Genomic DNA, 20,860 nt, shown 5'->3' on the forward strand with positions numbered 1-20,860 from the left:
TTTTTTAATGTTTTCTCCCTCTCCCCGTGGGAGAGGGCCGGGGTGAGGGCATCAGGCCCCACCCTTTTTTAACTCTCTTTCACCTGCCCCCGTAAAACCGGCACCGGTAACCATGCGCGAATGCTCAAACCCCCCCGTTCGCTGGTGCCAATTTCCAGCAGTCCGTTATGGTTATCAACAATACGCTGCACAATCGCCAGGCCTAAGCCGGTTCCGCTGGTGCTGCGCGCGCTGTCGCCGCGCACAAACGGCTGGAACAGGTGCTTACGCTGCTCAGGCTTGATGCCCGGGCCATCGTCTTCCACCTGGAACCAGGCGCGGTTGAGTTCCGTACCGCTGCTGACTTTGATCCAACCGTTGCCGTAGCGCGCCGCGTTGACCACCATATTCGCCACCGCGCGTTTTATGGAGAGCGGGTGCATACGTACCTGAATCTCACCCGCCTGAAGGTCGGTCGCAATTTCACGTTCGTAGCCGCTTTCGGCAGCAACAACTTCGCCCAGAACCGCGTTCAGATCCGCCATCTCCATCGGCATCTCCTGCCCGGTACGCAGGTAGTCGATAAACTGCTCGATGATGGCGTTACACTCTTCGATATCCTTGTTGATGGACTCTGCAAGATAACCATCCTGCTCGCCCATCATCTCTGTTGCCAGCCGGATACGTGTCAGCGGGGTGCGAAGGTCATGGCTAACCCCCGCCATCAGCAGCGTACGGTCGTCAGCCAGCTGTTTAACGCCTGCCGCCATGTGGTTAAAAGCACGCGTTACCGAGCGCACTTCCGATGCGCCATACTCGCGCAGCGGCGGTGGGATAATACCTTTACCAACCTGCAATGCCGCATGCTCCAGGTCGACCAGCGGTCGGTTCTGGATACGAATAAACAGCCATGCGCCGCCGATAGCCAGCAGCATGATCGCCAGGGTGTATCGGAACAGCGGTGAGAAGTCGCCCTGATGAATCTCGGTGAGCGGAACACGCACCCAGATGTTGGGTGACAGCCAGGTTTTCAGCCAGACAACCGGCGAGCTTTTATTGACCTCAACGCGCACTTCCGTCGGGCCGCCAAGCTGCTGCGCCATCTGCTGGCTAAGGAATTCATAGTGCTGCGCCCAGCGCAGGCCGGCATCTTCCGCCGCTTCGTTCGAGTAGAGAGAAATGCCCAACTCACGGTAGATTTCCCGACGGAATGCCGGGGGAACAACCAACTGCGTGCCGTCCTCCAGTTGCAGTTTGTCGGTCATCAGCATACGCACTTCGTATGCCAGCACCTTATTAAACTGCTGAAGGCTCGGCAGGATCGCAAAGTTCAGCACCACCAGGTAGGTCGTCACCAGGCTGACAAACAGCAGGGTGACGATCAATAACAGCGTGCGGGCAAACGAACTTCGCGGCGAGAAGCGCATTCGCCTCATGCTTTAGAGCCGTCCGGGACAAACACGTAGCCCAGACCCCACACGGTCTGAATATAACGAGGATGCGCCGGATCTTCTTCCACCATGCGGCGCAGACGAGAGATCTGCACGTCGATAGAACGTTCCATTGCGGAGTATTCACGGCCGCGCGCCAGGTTCATCAGCTTGTCACGTGAAAGCGGTTCACGCGGGTGGCTGACCAGCGCTTTCAGTACCGCAAACTCGCCGCTGGTGAGCGGCATTGGCTCATCTTCACGGAACATTTCACGGGTGCCGAGGTTCAGCTTGAACTTACCGAATGCAATGACGGCCTCTTCCTGAGACGGCGCGCCCGGCAGCTCGTTCGCCTGACGACGCAGCACGGCGCGAATACGCGCCAGCAGTTCACGCGGGTTGAACGGCTTAGGAATGTAGTCATCAGCGCCAATCTCAAGGCCGACGATACGGTCAACTTCTTCACCCTTCGCCGTCACCATGATGATTGGCATCGGGTTGCTCTGGCTACGCAGACGACGGCAAATAGAGAGCCCATCTTCGCCAGGCAGCATCAGGTCCAACACCATCAGGTGGAAGGATTCACGCGTCAGCAGACGATCCATCTGTTCCGCGTTCGCGACGCTACGAACCTGGAAGCCCTGCTCGGTCAGATAACGTTCCAGCAGCGCACGCAGGCGCATGTCGTCATCTACGACCAGAATTTTGTAGTTCTCTTGCATTGTGTGTACTCCCAAAGGTTCGGATAAGCCTGGAACAGCGTATTCTAAAAAAGTGCACGGGTTCGACCAGCAAATTCTGGTATAAATTCTAGACGAAATTGTTACAAAGCATATTTAACAGCAGCTTATCTGTTCATTTCATCACATAAATCATTATTAATCTTGTCTGTTACACTGTGCGCTACGTATTGTGCGCAAAGACAGTTAACCGGCATTAAAGGCAGCACCATGAAAACGCCTCTGATCACCCGCGAAGGGTACGAGAAACTCAAAAAAGAGATGGATTACCTGTGGCGCGAAGAGCGTCCGGAAGTGACCAAAAAAGTCACCTGGGCCGCAAGTCTGGGCGACCGCAGCGAGAATGCGGACTATCAGTACAATAAAAAGCGACTGCGCGAAATCGATCGCCGGGTACGCTACCTGACGAAGTGCCTCGAGAATCTCAAAATTGTCGATTACTCCCCGCAGCAGGAAGGTAAAGTGTTTTTCGGCGCGTGGGTCGAAATTGAAAACGACAACGGCGACACCCTGCGTTTTCGTATCGTCGGCTATGATGAAATTTTCGGTCGTAAGGATTACATTTCTATCGATTCACCCATGGCCCGCGCCCTGCTGAAAAAAGAGGTGGGCGATTTAGCCGTTGTCCAGACGCCCGCGGGTGAAGCAAGCTGGTACGTCAACGAAATCGAGTATGTTAAATAGTCCGAGAGCGCCCTCCCCGGCTGGCATTTTTTGGTGTCAGCCCGTATAACTATCCCCCTGATTTTCGATCCACAAGATGAACTGACCATGATGAAAGAGTCGCTCTGCCGCATTATTGCGGGTGATATTCAGGCCAGAGCCGAACAGGTAGAAGCTGCCGTTCGTCTGCTTGATGAAGGGAACACCGTGCCGTTTATTGCACGTTATCGTAAAGAAGTCACCGGCGGTCTGGATGACACGCAGCTGCGTAACCTTGAGACCCGTCTGGGCTATCTGCGCGAGCTGGAAGACCGACGTCAGGCGATCCTCAAATCTATCGGCGAGCAGGGCAAGCTGACCAGTGACCTGGAAAAAGCCATTAACGGTACCCTGAGCAAAACCGAACTTGAAGATCTCTATCTGCCGTACAAACCGAAGCGCCGCACGCGCGGGCAGATTGCGATCGAAGCCGGCCTTGAGCCGCTGGCCGACCTGCTGTGGAACGAGCCGTCTCACGATCCGGAAACCGAAGCCGCCAGATTTATCGACGCCGAAAAAGGCGTAGCGGACACCAAAGCCGCGCTGGACGGCGCTCGCTACATTCTGATGGAGCGCTTCGCCGAAGACGCGGCGCTGCTGGCCAAAGTGCGTGATTACCTGTGGAAGAACGCCGATATCGTCTCCACCGTGGTGTCCGGCAAAGAGGACGAAGGCGCGAAATTCCGCGACTACTTCGATCACCACGAACCCATTTCTACCGCGCCGTCTCACCGCGCGCTGGCGATGTTCCGCGGTCGTAACGAAGGCGTGCTGCAGCTCTCCCTGAATGCCGATCCGCAGTTTGACGAGCCGCCTAAAGAGAGCCACTGTGAGCAGATCATTATGGATCACCTCGGTCTGCGCCTGAACAACGCCCCGGCGGACAGCTGGCGCAAAGGCGTGGTGAGCTGGACCTGGCGCATCAAGGTGCTCATGCACCTCGAAACCGAGCTGATGGGCACCGTGCGCGAGCGCGCCGAAGACGAAGCGATCAACGTCTTCGCCCGTAACCTGCACGACCTGCTGATGGCTGCGCCGGCTGGCCTGCGCGCCACCATGGGTCTCGATCCGGGTCTGCGCACCGGCGTGAAGGTGGCCGTGGTTGACGGCACCGGCAAGCTGGTTGCCACCGACACCATTTACCCGCACACCGGTCAGGCAGCGAAAGCGGCTGTCGTGGTCGCCGCGCTGTGCGAGAAGTACAACGTTGAGCTGGTTGCCATCGGTAACGGTACGGCGTCCCGCGAAACCGAACGTTTCTATCTCGACGTGCAGAAGCAGTTCCCGAAAGTGACGGCGCAGAAAGTGATCGTCAGCGAAGCGGGGGCATCTGTCTATTCCGCCTCTGAGCTGGCAGCGCAGGAGTTCCCGGAACTGGACGTTTCCCTGCGCGGTGCGGTCTCTATCGCCCGTCGTTTGCAGGATCCGCTGGCGGAGCTGGTGAAAATTGACCCGAAATCCATCGGCGTGGGCCAGTATCAGCACGACGTGAGCCAGACGCAACTGGCGCGCAAGCTGGATGCGGTGGTGGAAGACTGCGTTAACGCCGTCGGCGTGGACCTGAACACCGCTTCCGTTCCGCTGCTGACCCGCGTAGCAGGCCTGACCCGTATGATGGCGCAGAATATCGTCGCCTGGCGTGATGAGAACGGTCAGTTCCAGAACCGCCAGCAGCTGCTGAAGGTGAGCCGTCTGGGGCCGAAAGCTTTTGAGCAGTGCGCGGGCTTCCTGCGCATCAACCACGGCGATAACCCGCTGGATGCCTCTACCGTTCACCCGGAAGCCTATCCGGTTGTCGAGCGTATCCTGGCCGCCACCCAGCAGGCGCTGAAAGACCTGATGGGCGACAGCAGCGCGCTGCGTAACCTGAAAGCGGTGGATTTTACCGACGAACAGTTCGGCGTGCCGACGGTCACTGACATCATCAAAGAGCTGGAAAAACCGGGCCGCGATCCGCGTCCTGAGTTTAAAACCGCGACCTTTGCTGACGGCGTGGAAACCATGAACGACCTGCTGCCGGGCATGGTGCTGGAAGGGGCGGTAACCAACGTCACCAACTTTGGCGCGTTTGTGGATATCGGCGTGCATCAGGACGGTCTGGTGCATATCTCTTCCCTCGCCGACAAGTTCGTTGAAGATCCGCACACCGTGGTCAAAGCGGGCGACATCGTGAAGGTGAAAGTGCTGGAAGTGGATCTTCAGCGTAAGCGTATCGCCCTGACCATGCGTCTGGACGAGCAGCCGGGCGACACTAACGCGCGCCGTGGCGGTAATGGCGGTGGCCGTGAACAGCAGCGTCCGGCAGCGAAAGCCGCGAAGCCACGCGGACGTGACGCACAGCCAGCAGGCAACAGCGCGATGATGGATGCTCTGGCAGCGGCGATGGGTAAGAAACGCTAATCCTGTAAATGCCCCTCACCCTAACCCTCTCCCCAAAGGGGAGAGGGAACTTGAACACCCTCGCCCTTTTGGGGAGAGGGCCGGGGTGAGGGGAAAAATTATATCGTAAAATATGAAACCGATTGCATATCCATATTTAAACCGCTATTTATCACTCCATTAACAAATACGCTTTTTATTCCTTCCCGGGTATTCCCGCAAATATTGAGCAAGGTCAAGCAGACCGCAAATTAATACGATTAACAACATCCCGTCACATTTTTATTATTGCTGATAAAAACTATTCTCATTATCATCGCAGTGTTGATTATTTAACCTCTCGTGGAATCAGGCGCTATGCAATTCACTCCAGAAAGTGCGTGGAAAATTATCGGTTTTACCCGTGAGATAAGCCCGGCCTATCGGCAGAAGCTACTGTCACTGGGCATGCTACCCGGCTCATCATTCCAGGTGGTGCGCGTGGCGCCGTTGGGCGATCCTGTTCATATCGAAACCCGACGCGTTAATCTGGTTCTGCGTAAAAAAGACCTCGCATTAATTGAAGTTGAATCTTTATCCCGTTAACAAGCCAGCGGTTTCAGTGAGTCTAAAACAATGAAAAAATTAACTATTGGCTTAATTGGCAATCCTAATTCCGGCAAGACAACCTTATTTAATCAGTTAACCGGCGCACGCCAGCGTGTGGGAAATTGGGCAGGCGTAACGGTTGAACGCAAAGAAGGCCTGTTCACCACGACAGATAATCAGGTCACGCTGGTTGATTTACCGGGGACCTATTCACTCACCACAATTTCATCTCAGACCTCTCTCGATGAGCAAATTGCCTGCCACTATATTCTGAGCGGCGACGCGGATCTGCTCATCAATGTGGTGGATGCCTCCAATCTCGAACGAAATCTGTACCTCACGCTACAGCTGCTGGAGCTGGGGATCCCCTGCATCGTAGCGCTTAACATGCTCGACATCGCCGAGAAGCAAAAGCTGCGCATCGACGTCGACGCCCTCTCCGCCCGTCTGGGCTGCCCGGTGGTCCCGCTGGTTTCTACCCGCGCGCGCGGCATTGACGCCCTGAAGCTGGCAATTGACCGCCACACGGGCAATGCCGACGTCGAACTGGTGCACTACGCCCAGCCGCTGCTGCGCGAGGCCGGGCAGCTGGCGCAGGAGATGGACAACGCCATGCCCGCCAGACAGCGCCTGTGGCTTGGCTTGCAAATGCTGGAAGGCGATATCTACAGCCGCGCCTACGCAGGCGATGCGGCGGATAAACTGAGCGTTGCACAGGCTCGCCTGAGCGACGAGCTCGACGACCCGGCCCTGCATATTGCGGATGCGCGCTATCAGGCCATCGCCGCTATCTGTGACGTGGTCAGTAATGCATTAACCGCTGAACCCAGCCGCTTCACCGCCGCCGTGGATAAGATTGTGCTCAACCGCTTCCTCGGTTTGCCAATCTTTTTACTGGTGATGTACGTAATGTTCCTGCTCGCTATAAACATCGGCGGTGCATTACAACCCATCTTTGATGGCGGCTCTGTCGCTATCTTCGTGCACGGTATTCAGTGGCTGGGCTACACCCTCCACTTCCCGGAATGGTTGACCATCTTCCTTGCGCAGGGGATCGGCGGCGGGATCAACACCGTCCTGCCGCTGGTGCCGCAGATCGGCATGATGTACCTGTTCCTCTCCTTCCTTGAAGATTCCGGTTACATGGCACGCGCCGCCTTCGTGATGGACCGCCTGATGCAGGCGCTGGGGCTGCCGGGGAAATCCTTCGTGCCGCTGATTGTCGGTTTTGGCTGTAACGTGCCGTCAGTCATGGGCGCGCGTACGCTGGACGCACCGCGCGAACGCCTGATGACCATCATGATGGCGCCGTTCATGTCCTGCGGCGCACGTCTGGCGATCTTCGCGGTCTTTGCCGCGGCGTTCTTTGGTCAGGAAGGGGCGCTGGCCGTCTTCTCCCTGTATGTGCTGGGTATCGTGATGGCTATTCTCACCGGCCTGATGTTGAAGCACACCATCATGCGTGGCGAAGCGTCGCCGTTCGTGATGGAACTGCCGGTTTATCACGTTCCGCATCTGAAAAGCCTGATTATTCAAACCTGGCAGCGCCTGAAGGGCTTTGTTCTGCGCGCCGGTAAGGTGATTGTAGTGGTCAGCATTTTCCTGAGCGCCCTGAACAGCTTCACCCTGAGCGGCCAGGCAGCGGACAACATTAATGACTCTGCCCTTGCCTCCGTCAGCCGGATCATTACGCCGGTCTTCAAACCGATTGGCGTACAGGAAGACAACTGGCAGGCAACCGTGGGCCTGTTCACCGGCGCGATGGCAAAAGAGGTGGTTGTCGGCACCCTGAACACGCTCTACACCGCGGAAAACATCCAGGAAGAGGAGTTCAACCCGGCAGAGTTCAGCCTCGGTGACGAACTTCTGGGTGCAGTAGAAGAGACCTGGCAGAGCCTGAAAGACACCTTCAGCCTGAGCGTGCTGGCGAACCCGATTGAAGCCAGCAAAGGCGACGGCGTAATGGCGACCGGAGCAATGGGTGTGATGGGCCAGAAATTTGGCAGCGCGTCGGCGGCCTACAGCTACCTGATCTTCGTCCTGCTCTATATTCCGTGCATCTCGGTCATGGGCGCCATTGCCCGTGAGTCCAGCCGCGGCTGGATGGGCTTCTCCATTCTGTGGGGGCTGAACATTGCCTACTCGCTGGCGACCGTGTTTTATCAAACCGTCAATTACAGCCAGCATCCGCGCTACAGCCTGGTCTGTATCCTCGCGGTGATCCTGTTTAACGTGATGGTGATTGGCCTGCTGCGCCGGGCACGTAGCCGCGTTGACGTTAACCTGCTGGCAACGCGCAAAACCCCAACGACCTGCTGTAGTAGCCCTGCGGGCGACTGTCACTGAGGGGAAAAAAGATGGCATCGTTGATTCAGGTCCGTGACTTACTGGCGTTACAGGGACGAATGGAGGCGAAGCAGCTCAGCCTCAGCCTGCATACGCCGCAGCCGATGATCGATGCCATGCTGGAAAGGCTGGAGGCGATGGGGAAAGCCGTGCGCATTCAGGAAGAGCCGGACAGTTGTCTGTCCGGCAGTTGTAAAAGTTGTCCGGAAGGTAAAGCCTGCCTCAGGGAGTGGTGGACGCTTCGCTGATAAAACCGGTCAGCGCTGAACAAAACTCAGCAGGATGAGAGATGAACGGCGCATGTGCCGCTTTGGCAACCACCATTGATTCACTCTCCGGCCACAGCGCATCCAGCAGCGGAACAACCTTGCGCGGGACCAGTCCATCCAGATAGCCATAAATACGCAGATGCGGCACCGTCAGTGACGCCAGCGGCTCACGCAGATCGGCCGTTTTCAGGATCTCCAGTCCACCGTTCAGCACCTCAACCTCCGGCATCGGCAGGGAAAGCACCGTCTGCTTCAGCATCCGCGCGTCCTGACGGGCGGTTTCAGTTCCCATCGTCTGCAACGCCAGGAAACGCTCCACCGTCCGCTGGAAATCTTCGCTCAACTGGTGCTGGAACCCGGCCAGCACCTCAGGTTTGATGCCCGGCCACGCCTCGCGGGCGCTGAAACAGGGTGATGAGGCAACGGTGATCAGCGCCTGGACCCGCTCAGGATGGCGCAGCGCAATCTGGCTTGCCACCAGCCCGCCCAGGCTCCAGCCGAGCCAGACGGCTTTTTGCGGCGCCGCTTCCAGAACCTGCTCCGCCATGTCCTCGAGCGTCATCGCGCCGTAGCCGTGGCTACGGCCATACCCCGGCAGATCCACCAGGTGTACCGTAAATTGCGAGGCCAGTTCCTCACTTATGCAACGCCACACTTCGGCGTTCAGTCCCCATCCGTGCAGCAGCACAAGATGACAATTTCCCGTCCCAACGGTCTGCCACCACAGCGTCTTCATCAGTTAACGTTCTCTTTTTTCACATGGAGATTGCGTATGCTAACAGTGCCCGGCTTGTGCTGGCTATGCCGAATGCCACTTGCGCTGAGCGCGTGGGGCGTCTGTTCCGTTTGCACGGGAGCGCTGGGTTACCTGAAGGGCTGTCCGCAATGCGGCTTGCCTGCCGTAAGCCAGACGCTCCCCTGTGGTCGATGCCTGAAAAAAGCGCCGCCGTGGAGCGCGCTGGTGGCAGTGGATGATTACGTTTTGCCGCTGAGTCGTCTGGTTCATCAGTTTAAGTTTTCCAGCCAGTTCGCGCTGGCGCAGCCACTGGCACGCCTGTTATTACTGGCGGTATTGCAGGCGCGAAGAACGCGTGGGCTACCGTCGGTCGACACGCTCGTGAACGTGCCACTCTTTCAGCGTCGGCACTGGCGGCGGGGATACAATCAGAGCGACCTGCTGTGCCGTCCGCTCGCCCGCTGGCTGGGTTGCCGGTACCCCGCCTCTGCGCTGAAACGTATTCATGCCACTGCCGTTCAGCACCGGCTCAACGCCCGGTCGCGCAAAAGAAACCTGAAAAACGCCTTTCGCCTTGAATTGCCGGTCAACGGTCTCCATATCGCGATTGTGGATGATGTCGTCACCACGGGCAGTACCGTGGCTGAACTTTCCCGACTGCTTTTGCAAAGCGGCGCCGCGTCAGTTCAGGTATGGTGTCTGTGCCGTACCTTGTAGCCCTTCTTCAATGGGCGTATGATTATACCCAGGTAATTTAGTCAACTATTAGGCCAAAGCTATGATCCGTATTTCCGATTCTGCACAAGCGCACTTTGCCAAACTGCTGGCAAATCAGGAAGAAGGGACGCAGATCCGCGTGTTTGTGATCAATCCAGGCACTCCGAATGCAGAATGTGGTGTCTCTTATTGTCCTCCGGATGCTGTGGAAGCAACTGACACTGCCCTTAAATTTGAACAGCTCACCGCATACGTTGATGAGCTGAGCGCGCCGTATCTTGAAGATGCGGAGATTGATTTCGTCACCGACCAGCTGGGTTCTCAGCTGACGCTGAAGGCGCCAAACGCGAAGATGCGTAAAGTCTCTGACGATGCCCCGCTGATGGAGCGTGTGGAATATCTGCTGCAATCGCAGATCAACCCGCAGCTGGCCGGCCACGGTGGACGTGTTTCCCTGATGGAAATCACCGAAGATGGTCTGGCGATCCTGCAATTCGGCGGCGGCTGTAACGGCTGCTCCATGGTCGATGTAACCCTGAAAGAAGGGATCGAGAAGCAGCTGCTGAACGAATTCCCGGAACTGAAAGGCGTGCGCGATCTGACCGAACACCAGCGCGGCGAGCACTCTTACTACTAATTCAGTGCCCGTCTGTATTGCCCGGTGGCGCTGCGCTTACCGGGCCTGCTTTTTCTTGCCTCCCCCTCTATATGTTGACCTGCGTCTCATAATTCAAATTTTGCCTCCCTGGGTGATTCTCAATCACGCCATGTTACCCGTATCATTCCCATGGGCACTCAACACCCTTATAACAGCCGACTAAACTTATCGTTTTCGCAGGCATCAGTATGAGTGCCGTTAATACTCTGTTCCCAGTTGGGACAACCGGAATTTGTCGTTGAAACAATGACGTTACCCATAACAATTCAAAGGCCAGGTCAATCATGCCATTAGTCATCGTCGCTATCGGTGTTGTGTTATTACTGCTCTTGATGATCCGCTTCAAAATGAACGGATTTATCGCTCTGGTTCTGGTGGCACTTGCAGTCGGTCTGATGCAGGGAATGCCGCTGGTTAAAGTTATCAGCTCCATTAAAGCCGGTGTCGGCGGTACGCTCGGCAGCCTGGCGCTGATCATGGGCTTCGGCGCCATGCTCGGTAAAATGCTCGCGGACTGCGGTGGCGCGCAGCGTATTGCCACTACCCTTATCGATAAATTTGGCAAGCAGCACATCCAGTGGGCGGTGGTGTTAACCGGTTTTACCGTCGGTTTCGCACTGTTCTATGAAGTGGGCTTCGTCCTGATGCTGCCGCTGGTGTTCACCATCGCCGCTGCCGCCAACATCCCGCTGCTGTTCGTGGGCGTGCCGATGGCTGCGGCGCTGTCCGTCACCCACGGCTTCCTGCCGCCGCATCCGGGTCCAACGGCTATCGCCACCATCTTCCATGCCGACATGGGTAAAACCCTGCTGTTCGGTACGATTCTGGCGATCCCAACGGTTATCCTGGCCGGTCCTGTTTATGCGCGCTTCCTGAAAGGCATTGATAAGCCCATCCCGGAAGGCCTGTACAGCGCCAAAACCTTCACAGATGCAGAGATGCCTGGCTTTGGCGTCAGCGTCTGGACCTCTCTGGTGCCGGTGATCCTGATGGCAATGCGTGCCGTAGCAGAGATGGTTCTGCCGAAAGGTCACGCGTTCCTGTCCGTTGCGGAGTTCCTGGGCGACCCGGTGATGGCAACACTGATTGCGGTCCTGATCGCCATGTTCACCTTCGGTCTTAACCGTGGTCGTTCCATGGATCAGATCAACGACACGCTGACCTCTTCCATCAAAATCATTGCCATGATGCTGCTGATCATCGGCGGTGGCGGCGCGTTTAAGCAGGTGCTGGTCGACAGTGGCGTGGATAAATACATTGCTGCCATGATGCATGAAACCAACGTATCGCCGCTCCTGATGGCATGGTCTATTGCCGCGGTGCTGCGTATCGCGCTGGGCTCTGCAACCGTTGCGGCGATTACCGCGGGTGGTATCGTTGCGCCGCTGATTGCGACCACGGGCGTAAGCCCTGAGCTGATGGTTATCGCGGTCGGTTCGGGCAGCGTGATTTTCTCCCACGTGAACGATCCGGGCTTCTGGCTGTTCAAGGAGTACTTCAACCTGACCATCGGTGAAACCATCAAGTCCTGGTCCGCGCTGGAAACCATTATTTCGGTGTGCGGTCTGGTCGGGGTGCTGCTGTTGAATATGGTGGTCTGATGCCCTAAGTCGGGTGGCGGCTACGCCTTACCCGACCTACATGAGCACGACCTGATAATAAAAAACCCGCCACTGGCGGGTTTTTTATTATTTCTTCGCGGCTGCTTTTCGCCGTTTATCCAAATCCTTAATCAGCCTGTTCACCCCGTCATCGGCGAACATCGCTTCAAGCGTAGTGGACAGCTTGCGACGCCAGTTTTTGTACTGATAGCTGGTGCCGGGAATGTTTACCGGCTCCGCCATATCAATCCAGTCTTCCGGTTGCAGACCGAGCAACGCGCTGTTACTGTCGGCAATATAGCGCTGTAAGCCCCGGTTAAGCGTTGGCGTCATCGACATCAGCGACGCCTTATGCCCGGCGCGCTTTGGCAGACAGCCATGCTTATGCAGCGCATCCAGCAGCCCCTGTTTCGCCAGCTCGCGATCCTGATACAACCCACGCAGAACCTCTTCATCCGGGTAGAGACCCAGCGTTTTGCCGAGCGTCAGGTCGCCGCTTTCCCAGTAGCCTCTGAGCGTAGGAAGATCATGCGTCGTCGCGACTGCCATTGACTGTTCAGGGTACGCTTTCGGCGCGCGGAAGGTTTTCTCATGGTCGTTTTCAAAATAGAGCACTTTGTAGGAGTAAACCCCGCTGTCGCGGAGCTTGCTGACAATCTCAACCGGCACGGTACCGAGATCTTCGCCAATCACCATGCACTGATGACGTTTACTCTCCAGCGCGAGGATTGAGAGCAGATCGTCCACCGGATACTGCACGTACGCCCCGTGATCGGCCGTTTCACCGTACGGGATCCACCACAGACGCAGCACAGACATGACATGGTCGATACGCAACGCGCCGCAGTTCTGCATGTTAGCGCGCAGCAGATCGATAAACGGCTCGTAGGCACGCGCCGCCATCACGTGCGGATCCATCGGCGGCAAGCCCCAGTTCTGACCAAGCGGGCCCAGAATATCCGGCGGCGCACCGACGGAGGCTTTCAGACAGTAAAGTTCACGGTCACACCAGGTCTCCGCCCCGCCTTCCGCCACGCCGACGGCCAGATCGCGATACAGACCGATCGGCATGTTATAGCCCTGGCTCACCTGCCAGCAGGCAGCAAACTGGCTGTACGCCAGCCACTGCAACCAGAGATAGAAATCCACCTCGTCGGCATGCGTCTCACAAAACGCCTTCACTTCCGGGGTATCCACGGACTGATACGCTTCCGGCCACACCGGCCAGCCCCAGCGCATCTCATCCTCCTGGACCTGATACGCATGCAGCGCATCAAACGCCGCCTGCCAGTAAAGGCTCTCGCCTTCCTGCATCACAAACTGGCGGAAGGCTGCCATCTGCTCGTCGTCACGCTTCGCAAAGCCCTTCCAGGCCAGACGCAGCGCCGCCATTTTCAGCGCGGTCACGGAGGCATAATCGACCCAGTCCGCATCGCGGGCCTGTTTCAGCATCTGTTGGGTGGTGTCCAGCTTCCACCACGCCTGCGCCTCTTTGCTGTTTTTGAAATCGTCTAACGCGTTAACGTCGATGTAGATCACGTTCAGCCAGCGGCGGGAAGACGGGCTGTACGGGCTCGCGCTTTCCGGATCCGCCGGATAGAGGGCGTGGATCGGGTTGAGGCCGATAAATGCCCCGCCGCGCTCACCAACAGATGCCAGCATCTTTTTCAGGTCGCCAAAATCGCCAATGCCCCAGTTGCTGTCTGAACGCAAGGTGTAAAGCTGCACACAGGCGCCCCACAGCTTTTTGCCTTCGAGTAGCGCCTGCGGCTCATAGCAGCGCTTCGGCGCGACGATCACCCGACAGTGGAAGCGGCTGTCATTCTGGGTGAGCGTCAGGCTGTGATAGCCCTCCGGCAGCTTCGCCGGAAGGGTGAGGGTTTTACCGCCGGTGGCATGGCCTTTATGCTGATGCCCCTCTTCGGTGGTGAGCAGCCAGCTGAACTCGCCGCGTCCTTCCACCGCCAGCGGCATCTTTTTGCCCGCGGTAAAGACCTTCACGTTCGGCACCGGCGCTCCCGACGCTTTCGCGTCGGTTTTGTGCATGGCATCCAGCAAACGTCTTTTGGTGTCCGCACCAATAGACTGCGGTTTGCCGTGCGCATTGATGTAACTGAGGCTAATTCCCGCCGCCTGCGCGGCACTGTCCAGACGTTTACTCTCCATCGCGCTTCCTTAGCGTTTTGCCTGCCAGATACGAGCCTGATAATCACGGATTGAGCGGTCAGAGCTGAACATACCGCAGCGCGCGGTGTTCAGGATACACGCGCGGGTCCAGGCATCCTGGTCGCGATACAGCACGTCGACCTGCTTCTGCGCTTCAACGTAAGCGGTGAAGTCCGCCATCACCAGGTACGGGTCGCCGCCCTGTTTGTCCATGCTGTGCAGCATCTGGTCAAACGCGTGCTTGTCGCCGTCGCTGTACTTTCCGCTTTCCAGCTCTTTCAACACTGCATCCAGCACTTTGTCTTTTTTACGCCATTTCACCGGGTCGTACCCTTTGGCTTTGATGGCTTTCACTTCTTCAACAGTATGGCCGAAGATAAAGATGTTCTCTTCACCGACCTTCTCGGCGATTTCAACGTTCGCACCGTCCAGCGTGCCGACGGTCAGCGCGCCGTTCAGGGCCAGCTTCATGTTGCCGGTGCCGGACGCTTCTTTACCGGCGGTAGAGATCTGCTCGGAAATATCCGCCGCCGGGATCAGCATTTCAGCCGCAGAGACGCAGTAGTCCGGCAGGAACACCACCTTCAGCTTGTCGCCCACTTTCGGATCGTTGTTGATCGCCGCCGCCACTTTATTAATGGCAAGGATAATGTTTTTCGCCAGGTAGTAGCCCGGCGCCGCTTTCGCACCGAACAGGAACACGCGCGGGACGCGGTCGGCCTGAGGGTTCTCGCGGATCTCTTTGTACAGCGCCAGAATGTGCAGCAGGTTCAGGTGCTGACGTTTGTACTCGTGCAGGCGTTTGATCTGGATATCGAAAATCGCATTTGGGTTAATTTCAATTCCGGTACGCATTTTCACGAACTCGGCCAGACGTACCTTGTTCTCCAGCTTAATGGCGCGGTACTGCTCGCGGAACTTCGCGTCGTCAGCGTATTTTTCCAGGTTGATGAGCTGGTCCAGATCGTTGGCCCACTCTTTCTTCAGGGTCTTGTCCAGCAGGCCGGCCAGCAGCGGGTTGCACTGTTTGATCCAGCGACGCGGCGTAATGCCGTTGGTCACGTTGTGGAATTTGGTCGGCCACAGCTGGTGGTATTCCGGGAAGAGGTCTTTCACCACCAGATCCGAGTGCAGCGCGGCCACGCCGTTCACCGCAAAGCCGCTTACCACGCACATGTTCGCCATGCGCACCTGTTTGTTGTGTACCACGGCCAGCTTCGCCCAAACGGCCTTATCGCCCGGCCAGGTTTTCTCCACCAGCGTTTTGAACTGGTCGTTAATCTTATTGATGATCTGCATATGGCGCGGCAGCAGCGTTTTCACCAGCTTCTCATCCCAGCACTCCAGCGCTTCCGGCATCAGGGTGTGGTTGGTGTAGGCGAAGGTGCGGCTGGTGATGGCCCAGGCGTCGTCCCAGCTCAGCTGATGCTCGTCGATCAGCACGCGCAGAAGTTCCGGGATGGCAATGGTTGGGTGCGTGTCGTTGAGCTGAATAACTTCGAAGTCCGGCAGCTGCGCCAGCTTGCGGCCCGCCAGGTGGTGGCGGCGCAGAATGTCCGCCACGGAGCAGGCGCACTGGAAGTATTGCTGCATCAGGCGCAGCTTTTTACCCGCCAGATGGTTGTCGTTCGGGTAGAGCACTTTGGTCAGCTTCTCGGCGTCGATACCCTGCTGCTCGGCGCGCAGGAAATCACCGTCATTGAATTTAGTCAGGTTGAATGGATGCGCGTGCTTCGCCTGCCACAGACGCAGCGGCTGCGCCACGCCGTTACGGTAGCCGAGCACCGGCAGATCCCAGGCTTCACCGGTAATGGTGAACGCTGGTTCCCAGAGCCCCTGCTTCGTGACTTTTCCGCCAATCCCGACCTGCACATCCAGTTGTGCGTTGTGGCGGAACCACGGGTAAGTATTACGATGCCAGTCGTCCGGCGCTTCCATCTGGTGGCCGTCAACGAACGACTGGCGGAACAGACCGTACTGGTAGTTCAGACCATAGCCAATGGCCGACTGGCCCACGGTTGCCATGGAATCCAGGAAGCAGGCTGCCAGACGTCCCAGACCGCCGTTACCCAGCGCCGGATCAATCTCTTCTTCCAGCAGATCGGTCAGGTTGATGTCGTGTTCTTTCAGCACATCGCCGACGTCCTGATACCAGCCAAGGTTCAGCAGATTGTTACCCGTCAGACGGCCAATCAGGAACTCCATCGAAATGTAGTTGACGTGACGCTGGCCTTTCACAGGCTTCGTCGCGGGCTGAGCGTCCAGCTGCTCTGCGAGCGCCCCGCTCACCGCCTGCCACCACTGGTGAGGCGTCATCTCGTTTGCAGCATGAAGGCCAAAACGCTGCCACTGACGCGTCAGGGCAGCCTGGAATTGAGCTTTGTTGAAAGTAGGCTGTGACATAGGGAATCGGCATCCTGTAGAGAGAAAACACATTTGGCGCTAGTGTGCCTGGCTCATTGCGCCTCTTCCTCCTCCTGTCGGGGATTAGGCAGGGAGGAGTAGCGGGGATGAGCATAAAAGTGTGATCGAGGCCACTGTGTAAGTGTGCGCTTCGCTGAAAAAGCGATCCCGGAAGAGCGTCAAAGAAATGAAATGCAGTTTCGGAGGAAATTAATCATCGCTGAAATGATTACTTACGTAGAATAATATTTCTCACGTACAGCGGCTTTCCAGCAACACTATTAAGCCAGAGCAACTTTCCCCAAAGTTAATTAACTTCACCGTCATTATCTCTTTCTGAAACCAGTTTCAGCGCAACCGCGCGCCATGCAGACAAGCCAGTAACAGCGCGGCATCCAGCCATTTATGAAAAGTTCCACCAATGATGAGAATGTTTTGTGACAGAGTGCAAATTCAGAGCCTCCAAACCCAGACATAACTTGCAATAGTTCCTCTATTGGCCGAACTTATAGATATTAATTACGAAGCGCAAAAAAAATAAATTCTCTCGTTCCCCACAGTGAAGTGAAAACTATGTTGATTCCGTCCAAATTAAGTCGCCCGGTTCGTCTTGACCATACTGTGGTCCGCGAGCGCCTGCTGGCTAAACTTTCCGGTGCGCATAATTTCCGACTGGCGCTGGTTACGAGTCCTGCGGGTTATGGAAAAACAACGCTCATTTCGCAATGGGCGGCAGGTAAAAGCGATCTTGGCTGGTACTCCCTGGATGAAGGTGATAACCAGCAGGAGCGTTTTGCCAGCTATTTAATTGCCGCGATTCAGCAGGCAACCAACGGACACTGCGTCACCAGCGAGGTGATGGTGCAAAAGCGCCAGTACGCCAGCCTGTCCTCTCTGTTCTCCCAGCTGTTTATCGAACTGGCCGAATGGCATCGCCCGCTGTATGTGGTGATTGATGATTATCATCTGATCACCAACCCGGTTATTCACGAGTCGATGCGGTTCTTCCTGCGCCATCAGCCGGAAAACCTGACGCTGGTCGTCCTGTCGCGCAACCTTCCGCAGCTGGGCATTGCCAACCTACGGGTGCGCGATCAGCTACTGGAAATTGGCAGTCAGCAGCTGGCCTTTACCCATCAGGAAGCGAAACAGTTCTTTGACTGCCGTCTGACTTCTCCGATTGAGGCGTCGGAAAGCAGCCGCCTGTGTGATGACGTTGCAGGCTGGGCCACGGCGCTTCAGCTGATTGCCCTTTCCGCGCGGCAAAACAATAGCCCAACGCACCAGTCCGCGCGCCGCCTGGCGGGCATCAACGCCAGCCACCTGTCGGATTATCTGGTGGATGAGGTACTCAACAGCGTAGACCTCACTACCCGCCATTTCCTGCTGAAAAGCTCCCTGCTACGTTCGATGAACGATGCGCTGATTGTGCGCGTCACCGGTATTGAAAACGGGCAGCTTCAGCTCGAAGAGATTGAACGTCAGGGTTTGTTCCTGACGCGAATGGACGATCCCGGCGAATGGTTTAGCTACCATCCGCTGTTTGGCAGCTTCCTGCGCCAGCGTTGCCAGTGGGAGATGGCCGCAGAGCTGCCAGAAATTCACCGCGCCGCCGCCGAAAGCTGGATGGCGCAAGGTTTCCCGAGCGAGGCTATCCACCATGCGCTGGCCGCCGGAGATGCCGGTATGCTGCGCGATATTCTGCTCAACCACGCGTGGGGACTGTTCAACCACAGCGAACTGACGCTGCTGGAAGAGTCGTTAAAAGCGCTGCCGTGGGAGAGCCTGCTGGAGAATCCGCGTCTGGTGCTGCTCCAGGCCTGGCTGATGCAGAGCCAGCATCGCTACAGCGAAGTGAACACCCTGCTGGCGCGCGCCGAGCAGGAAATGGAAAGCGAGATGGATGCCACCCTGCACGGCGAATTTAACGCCCTGCGTGCGCAGGTGGCGATTAACGACGGCGACCCGGAAGAAGCCGAACGGCTGGCGATGGTCGCGCTGGATGAGCTGCCGCTGGCGAATTTCTACAGCCGTATTGTGGCCACCTCGGTACACGGCGAAGTGCTGCATTGTAAGGGCGACCTCACGCGTTCGCTTTCGCTCATGCAGCAAACCGAACAGATGGCCCGCCGCCACGATGTCTGGCATTACGCCCTCTGGAGCCTGATCCAGCAAAGCGAGATTTTATTTGCTCAGGGGTTCCTGCAGGCCGCCTGGGAAAACCAGGAGAAAGCGTTCCAGCTGATCCGTGAACAGCATCTGGAACAGCTGCCGATGCACGAGTTCCTGTTGCGTATTCGCGCTCAGCTGCTCTGGGCATGGTCGCGTCTGGATGAAGCAGAAAGCTGCGCCCGCCAGGGCCTGAATGTGCTTTCGAGCTTCCAGCCGCAGCAGCAACTCCAGTGCCTGGCCCTGCTGGTGCAGTGCTCGCTGGCACGCGGCGACCTGGATAATGCCCGCAACCACCTTAACCGCCTGGAAAACCTGCTCGGCAACGGGCAGTACCATAGCGACTGGGTCTCCAACGCCGATAAGGTCCGGGTGATTTACTGGCAGATGACCGGCGATAAAAAGTCCGCCGCCAACTGGCTGCGTCACACGCCTAAACCAGAATTTGCCAATAACCACTTCCTGCAAAGCCAGTGGCGCAATATTGCCCGCGTGCAGATCCTGCTGGGTGACTTCGAGCCTGCCGAAATCGTGCTGGAAGAGTTAAACGAAAACGCCCGTAGCCTGCGCCTGATGAGCGATTTAAACCGCAACCTGCTGCTGTTAAACCAGCTTTACTGGCAGGCGGGACGTAAAAACGATGCCCAGCGCGTGCTGCTGGAAGCGTTGCAGCTGGCGAACCGCACCGGGTTTATCAGCCACTTTGTGATTGAGGGCGAAGTGATGGCCCAGCAGTTGCGCCAGCTGATTCAGCTCAACACGCTGCCGGAACTCGATCAGCATCGCGCCCAGCGCATTCTGCGCGAGATCAACCAGCACCATCGCCACAAGTTTGCGCACTTCGATGAGAACTTTGTTGAACGTCTGCTGAACCATCCGGAAGTACCGGAGCTTATCCGCACCAGCCCGCTCACACAGCGTGAATGGCAGGTGCTGGGGCTGATCTATTCAGGCTACAGCAACGAGCAGATAGCCGGTGAGCTGGCGGTGGCGGCAACCACCATCAAAACGCACATTCGCAATCTGTATCAGAAGCTGGGCGTGGCGCACCGTCAGGACGCGGTGCAGCATGCGCAGCAGTTGTTGAAGATGATGGGGTACGGAGTTTAGTTTTGTGCGGCCTGATGCCCTCACCCCGGCCCTCTCCCACAGGGAGAGGGAGAACAATTTGTAGGTCGGGTAAGCGCAGCGCCACCCGACACCACCGCTAGCACAACTCCAGCTGCAAATTGTTATCCTTAATCACCTGCAACACGCCCGCCGGCGGCATCTCGTCGGTGTAGACCGCATTCACCATGCTAATGCTGCCCATGTTGACCATCGCATTGCGACCAAACTTGGAGTGATCCACCACCAGCATTACGTGGCGTGAGTTCTCAATAATCGCGCGCTTGGTGCGCACCTCGTGGTAATCAAACTCCAGCAGCGAGCCGTCGGTGTCGATGCCGCTGATCCCCAGAATGCCGAAGTCGAGGCGGAACTGAGAGATAAAATCGAGCGTCGCTTCGCCGATAATGCCCCCGTCGCGGCTGCGCAGTTCGCCGCCCGCGAGGATGATGCGAAAATCGTCTTTCTGCATCAACGTGTTGGCCACGTTCAGGTTGTTGGTCACCACGCGGAGGTTCTCATGGTTCAGCAGCGCATGGGCGACCGCTTCCGGCGTGGTGCCGATATCAATAAACAGCGTCGCGCCGTTCGGGATCTGGCTCGCCACTTTACGGGCGATACGCTCTTTCTCTGCCGTTTGCGTCGCCTTACGGTCATGCCATGAGGTGTTCACCGAGCTGGACGGCAGCGCCGCGCCGCCGTGATGGCGCAGAATACGGTTCTGATCGGCCAGGTCGTTGAGGTCACGACGGATGGTTTGCGGGCTGACGGCAAACTGCTCCACCAGCTCTTCAGTACTGACGTATCCCTGTTTTTTTACCAGTTCGATAATGGCGTCATGACGTTGTGTTTGTTTCATGAAATATCCCT

The 20,860-nt window shown here is 57.2% G+C and carries 15 protein-coding genes; 9 read left to right on the forward strand and 6 right to left on the reverse strand.

What is annotated here, in order from left to right; genetic code table 11:
• Nucleotides 1-68: 68 nt before the first annotated feature.
• A complete protein-coding gene (gene envZ / locus HWQ15_RS06305; RefSeq protein WP_003861615.1) occupies nucleotides 69-1,415 on the reverse strand; it encodes a two-component system sensor histidine kinase EnvZ in 1,347 nt (448 codons plus the stop codon).
• On the reverse strand, nucleotides 1,412-2,131 hold the full coding sequence (gene ompR, locus HWQ15_RS06310) for a two-component system response regulator OmpR (RefSeq protein WP_001157751.1): 720 nt from the start codon (nucleotides 2,129-2,131) through the stop codon (nucleotides 1,412-1,414). Before ompR ends, envZ begins: the two co-directional genes overlap by 4 nt.
• Nucleotides 2,132-2,359: 228 nt before the next feature.
• On the opposite strand from ompR, the gene greB reads away from it, so the two are divergent.
• The 5 genes from greB (at nucleotide 2,360) to feoC (ending at nucleotide 8,412) form a co-directional block, all read left to right on the forward strand.
• On the forward strand, nucleotides 2,360-2,833 hold the full coding sequence (greB, locus tag HWQ15_RS06315) for a transcription elongation factor GreB (protein WP_022649631.1): 474 nt from the start codon (nucleotides 2,360-2,362) through the stop codon (nucleotides 2,831-2,833).
• Nucleotides 2,834-2,920: 87 nt separating this feature from the next.
• Nucleotides 2,921-5,251 carry a Tex family protein gene (locus HWQ15_RS06320; RefSeq protein ID WP_063149308.1) on the forward strand — a complete coding sequence of 777 codons (2,331 nt, stop codon included), beginning with the start codon at nucleotides 2,921-2,923 and terminating at the stop codon, nucleotides 5,249-5,251.
• A 336-nt stretch (nucleotides 5,252-5,587) separates the two neighbouring features.
• On the forward strand, nucleotides 5,588-5,815 hold the full coding sequence (gene feoA, locus HWQ15_RS06325) for a ferrous iron transporter A (protein ID WP_022649633.1): 228 nt from the start codon (nucleotides 5,588-5,590) through the stop codon (nucleotides 5,813-5,815).
• A gap of 30 nt (nucleotides 5,816-5,845) precedes the next feature.
• Nucleotides 5,846-8,164 carry a Fe(2+) transporter permease subunit FeoB gene (gene feoB / locus HWQ15_RS06330; RefSeq protein WP_058645894.1) on the forward strand — a complete coding sequence of 773 codons (2,319 nt, stop codon included), beginning with the start codon at nucleotides 5,846-5,848 and terminating at the stop codon, nucleotides 8,162-8,164.
• A gap of 11 nt (nucleotides 8,165-8,175) precedes the next feature.
• A complete protein-coding gene (gene feoC, locus HWQ15_RS06335; protein ID WP_015571443.1) occupies nucleotides 8,176-8,412 on the forward strand; it encodes a [Fe-S]-dependent transcriptional repressor FeoC in 237 nt (78 codons plus the stop codon).
• On the opposite strand, the gene bioH is transcribed toward feoC, so the two are convergent.
• A complete protein-coding gene (bioH, locus tag HWQ15_RS06340; protein WP_045622171.1) occupies nucleotides 8,387-9,169 on the reverse strand; it encodes a pimeloyl-ACP methyl ester esterase BioH in 783 nt (260 codons plus the stop codon). The genes feoC and bioH overlap by 26 nt on opposite strands.
• A gap of 36 nt (nucleotides 9,170-9,205) precedes the next feature.
• On the opposite strand from bioH, the gene gntX reads away from it, so the two are divergent.
• The 3 genes from gntX (at nucleotide 9,206) to gntT (ending at nucleotide 12,145) form a co-directional block, all read left to right on the forward strand.
• Nucleotides 9,206-9,886, forward strand: a complete 681-nt coding sequence (gene gntX, locus HWQ15_RS06345; protein WP_023298787.1) for a DNA utilization protein GntX — start codon at nucleotides 9,206-9,208, stop codon at nucleotides 9,884-9,886.
• Nucleotides 9,887-9,947: 61 nt separating this feature from the next.
• On the forward strand, nucleotides 9,948-10,523 hold the full coding sequence (gene nfuA / locus HWQ15_RS06350; protein WP_003861601.1) for a Fe-S biogenesis protein NfuA: 576 nt from the start codon (nucleotides 9,948-9,950) through the stop codon (nucleotides 10,521-10,523).
• A 305-nt stretch (nucleotides 10,524-10,828) separates the two neighbouring features.
• Complete coding sequence (gntT, locus tag HWQ15_RS06355) at nucleotides 10,829-12,145, forward strand: gluconate transporter (protein ID WP_022649637.1); 1,317 nt, start codon at nucleotides 10,829-10,831, stop codon at nucleotides 12,143-12,145.
• A gap of 87 nt (nucleotides 12,146-12,232) precedes the next feature.
• Here gntT and malQ read toward each other — a convergent pair whose 3' ends face one another.
• Nucleotides 12,233-14,311: a 4-alpha-glucanotransferase gene (gene malQ, locus HWQ15_RS06360; protein WP_063149288.1), complete on the reverse strand. Its 2,079-nt coding sequence runs from the start codon at nucleotides 14,309-14,311 to the stop codon at nucleotides 12,233-12,235.
• A gap of 9 nt (nucleotides 14,312-14,320) precedes the next feature.
• Nucleotides 14,321-16,714 (reverse strand): maltodextrin phosphorylase, encoded by a 2,394-nt coding sequence (gene malP, locus HWQ15_RS06365; RefSeq protein ID WP_063148126.1) that lies wholly within the window; start codon nucleotides 16,712-16,714, stop codon nucleotides 14,321-14,323.
• Between the two features lie 573 nt (nucleotides 16,715-17,287).
• On the opposite strand from malP, the gene malT reads away from it, so the two are divergent.
• Nucleotides 17,288-19,993, forward strand: coding sequence for an HTH-type transcriptional regulator MalT (gene malT / locus HWQ15_RS06370; protein WP_022649640.1), 2,706 nt, complete (start codon nucleotides 17,288-17,290; stop codon nucleotides 19,991-19,993).
• Between the two features lie 97 nt (nucleotides 19,994-20,090).
• Here malT and HWQ15_RS06375 read toward each other — a convergent pair whose 3' ends face one another.
• Nucleotides 20,091-20,849, reverse strand: coding sequence for a DeoR/GlpR family transcriptional regulator (locus HWQ15_RS06375; protein WP_022649641.1), 759 nt, complete (start codon nucleotides 20,847-20,849; stop codon nucleotides 20,091-20,093).
• Nucleotides 20,850-20,860 lie beyond the last annotated feature (11 nt).

It is taken from the genome of Enterobacter sp. DSM 30060, from assembly GCF_013375955.1.
In the GTDB taxonomy this organism is placed as follows: domain Bacteria; phylum Pseudomonadota; class Gammaproteobacteria; order Enterobacterales; family Enterobacteriaceae; genus Enterobacter; species Enterobacter intestinihominis.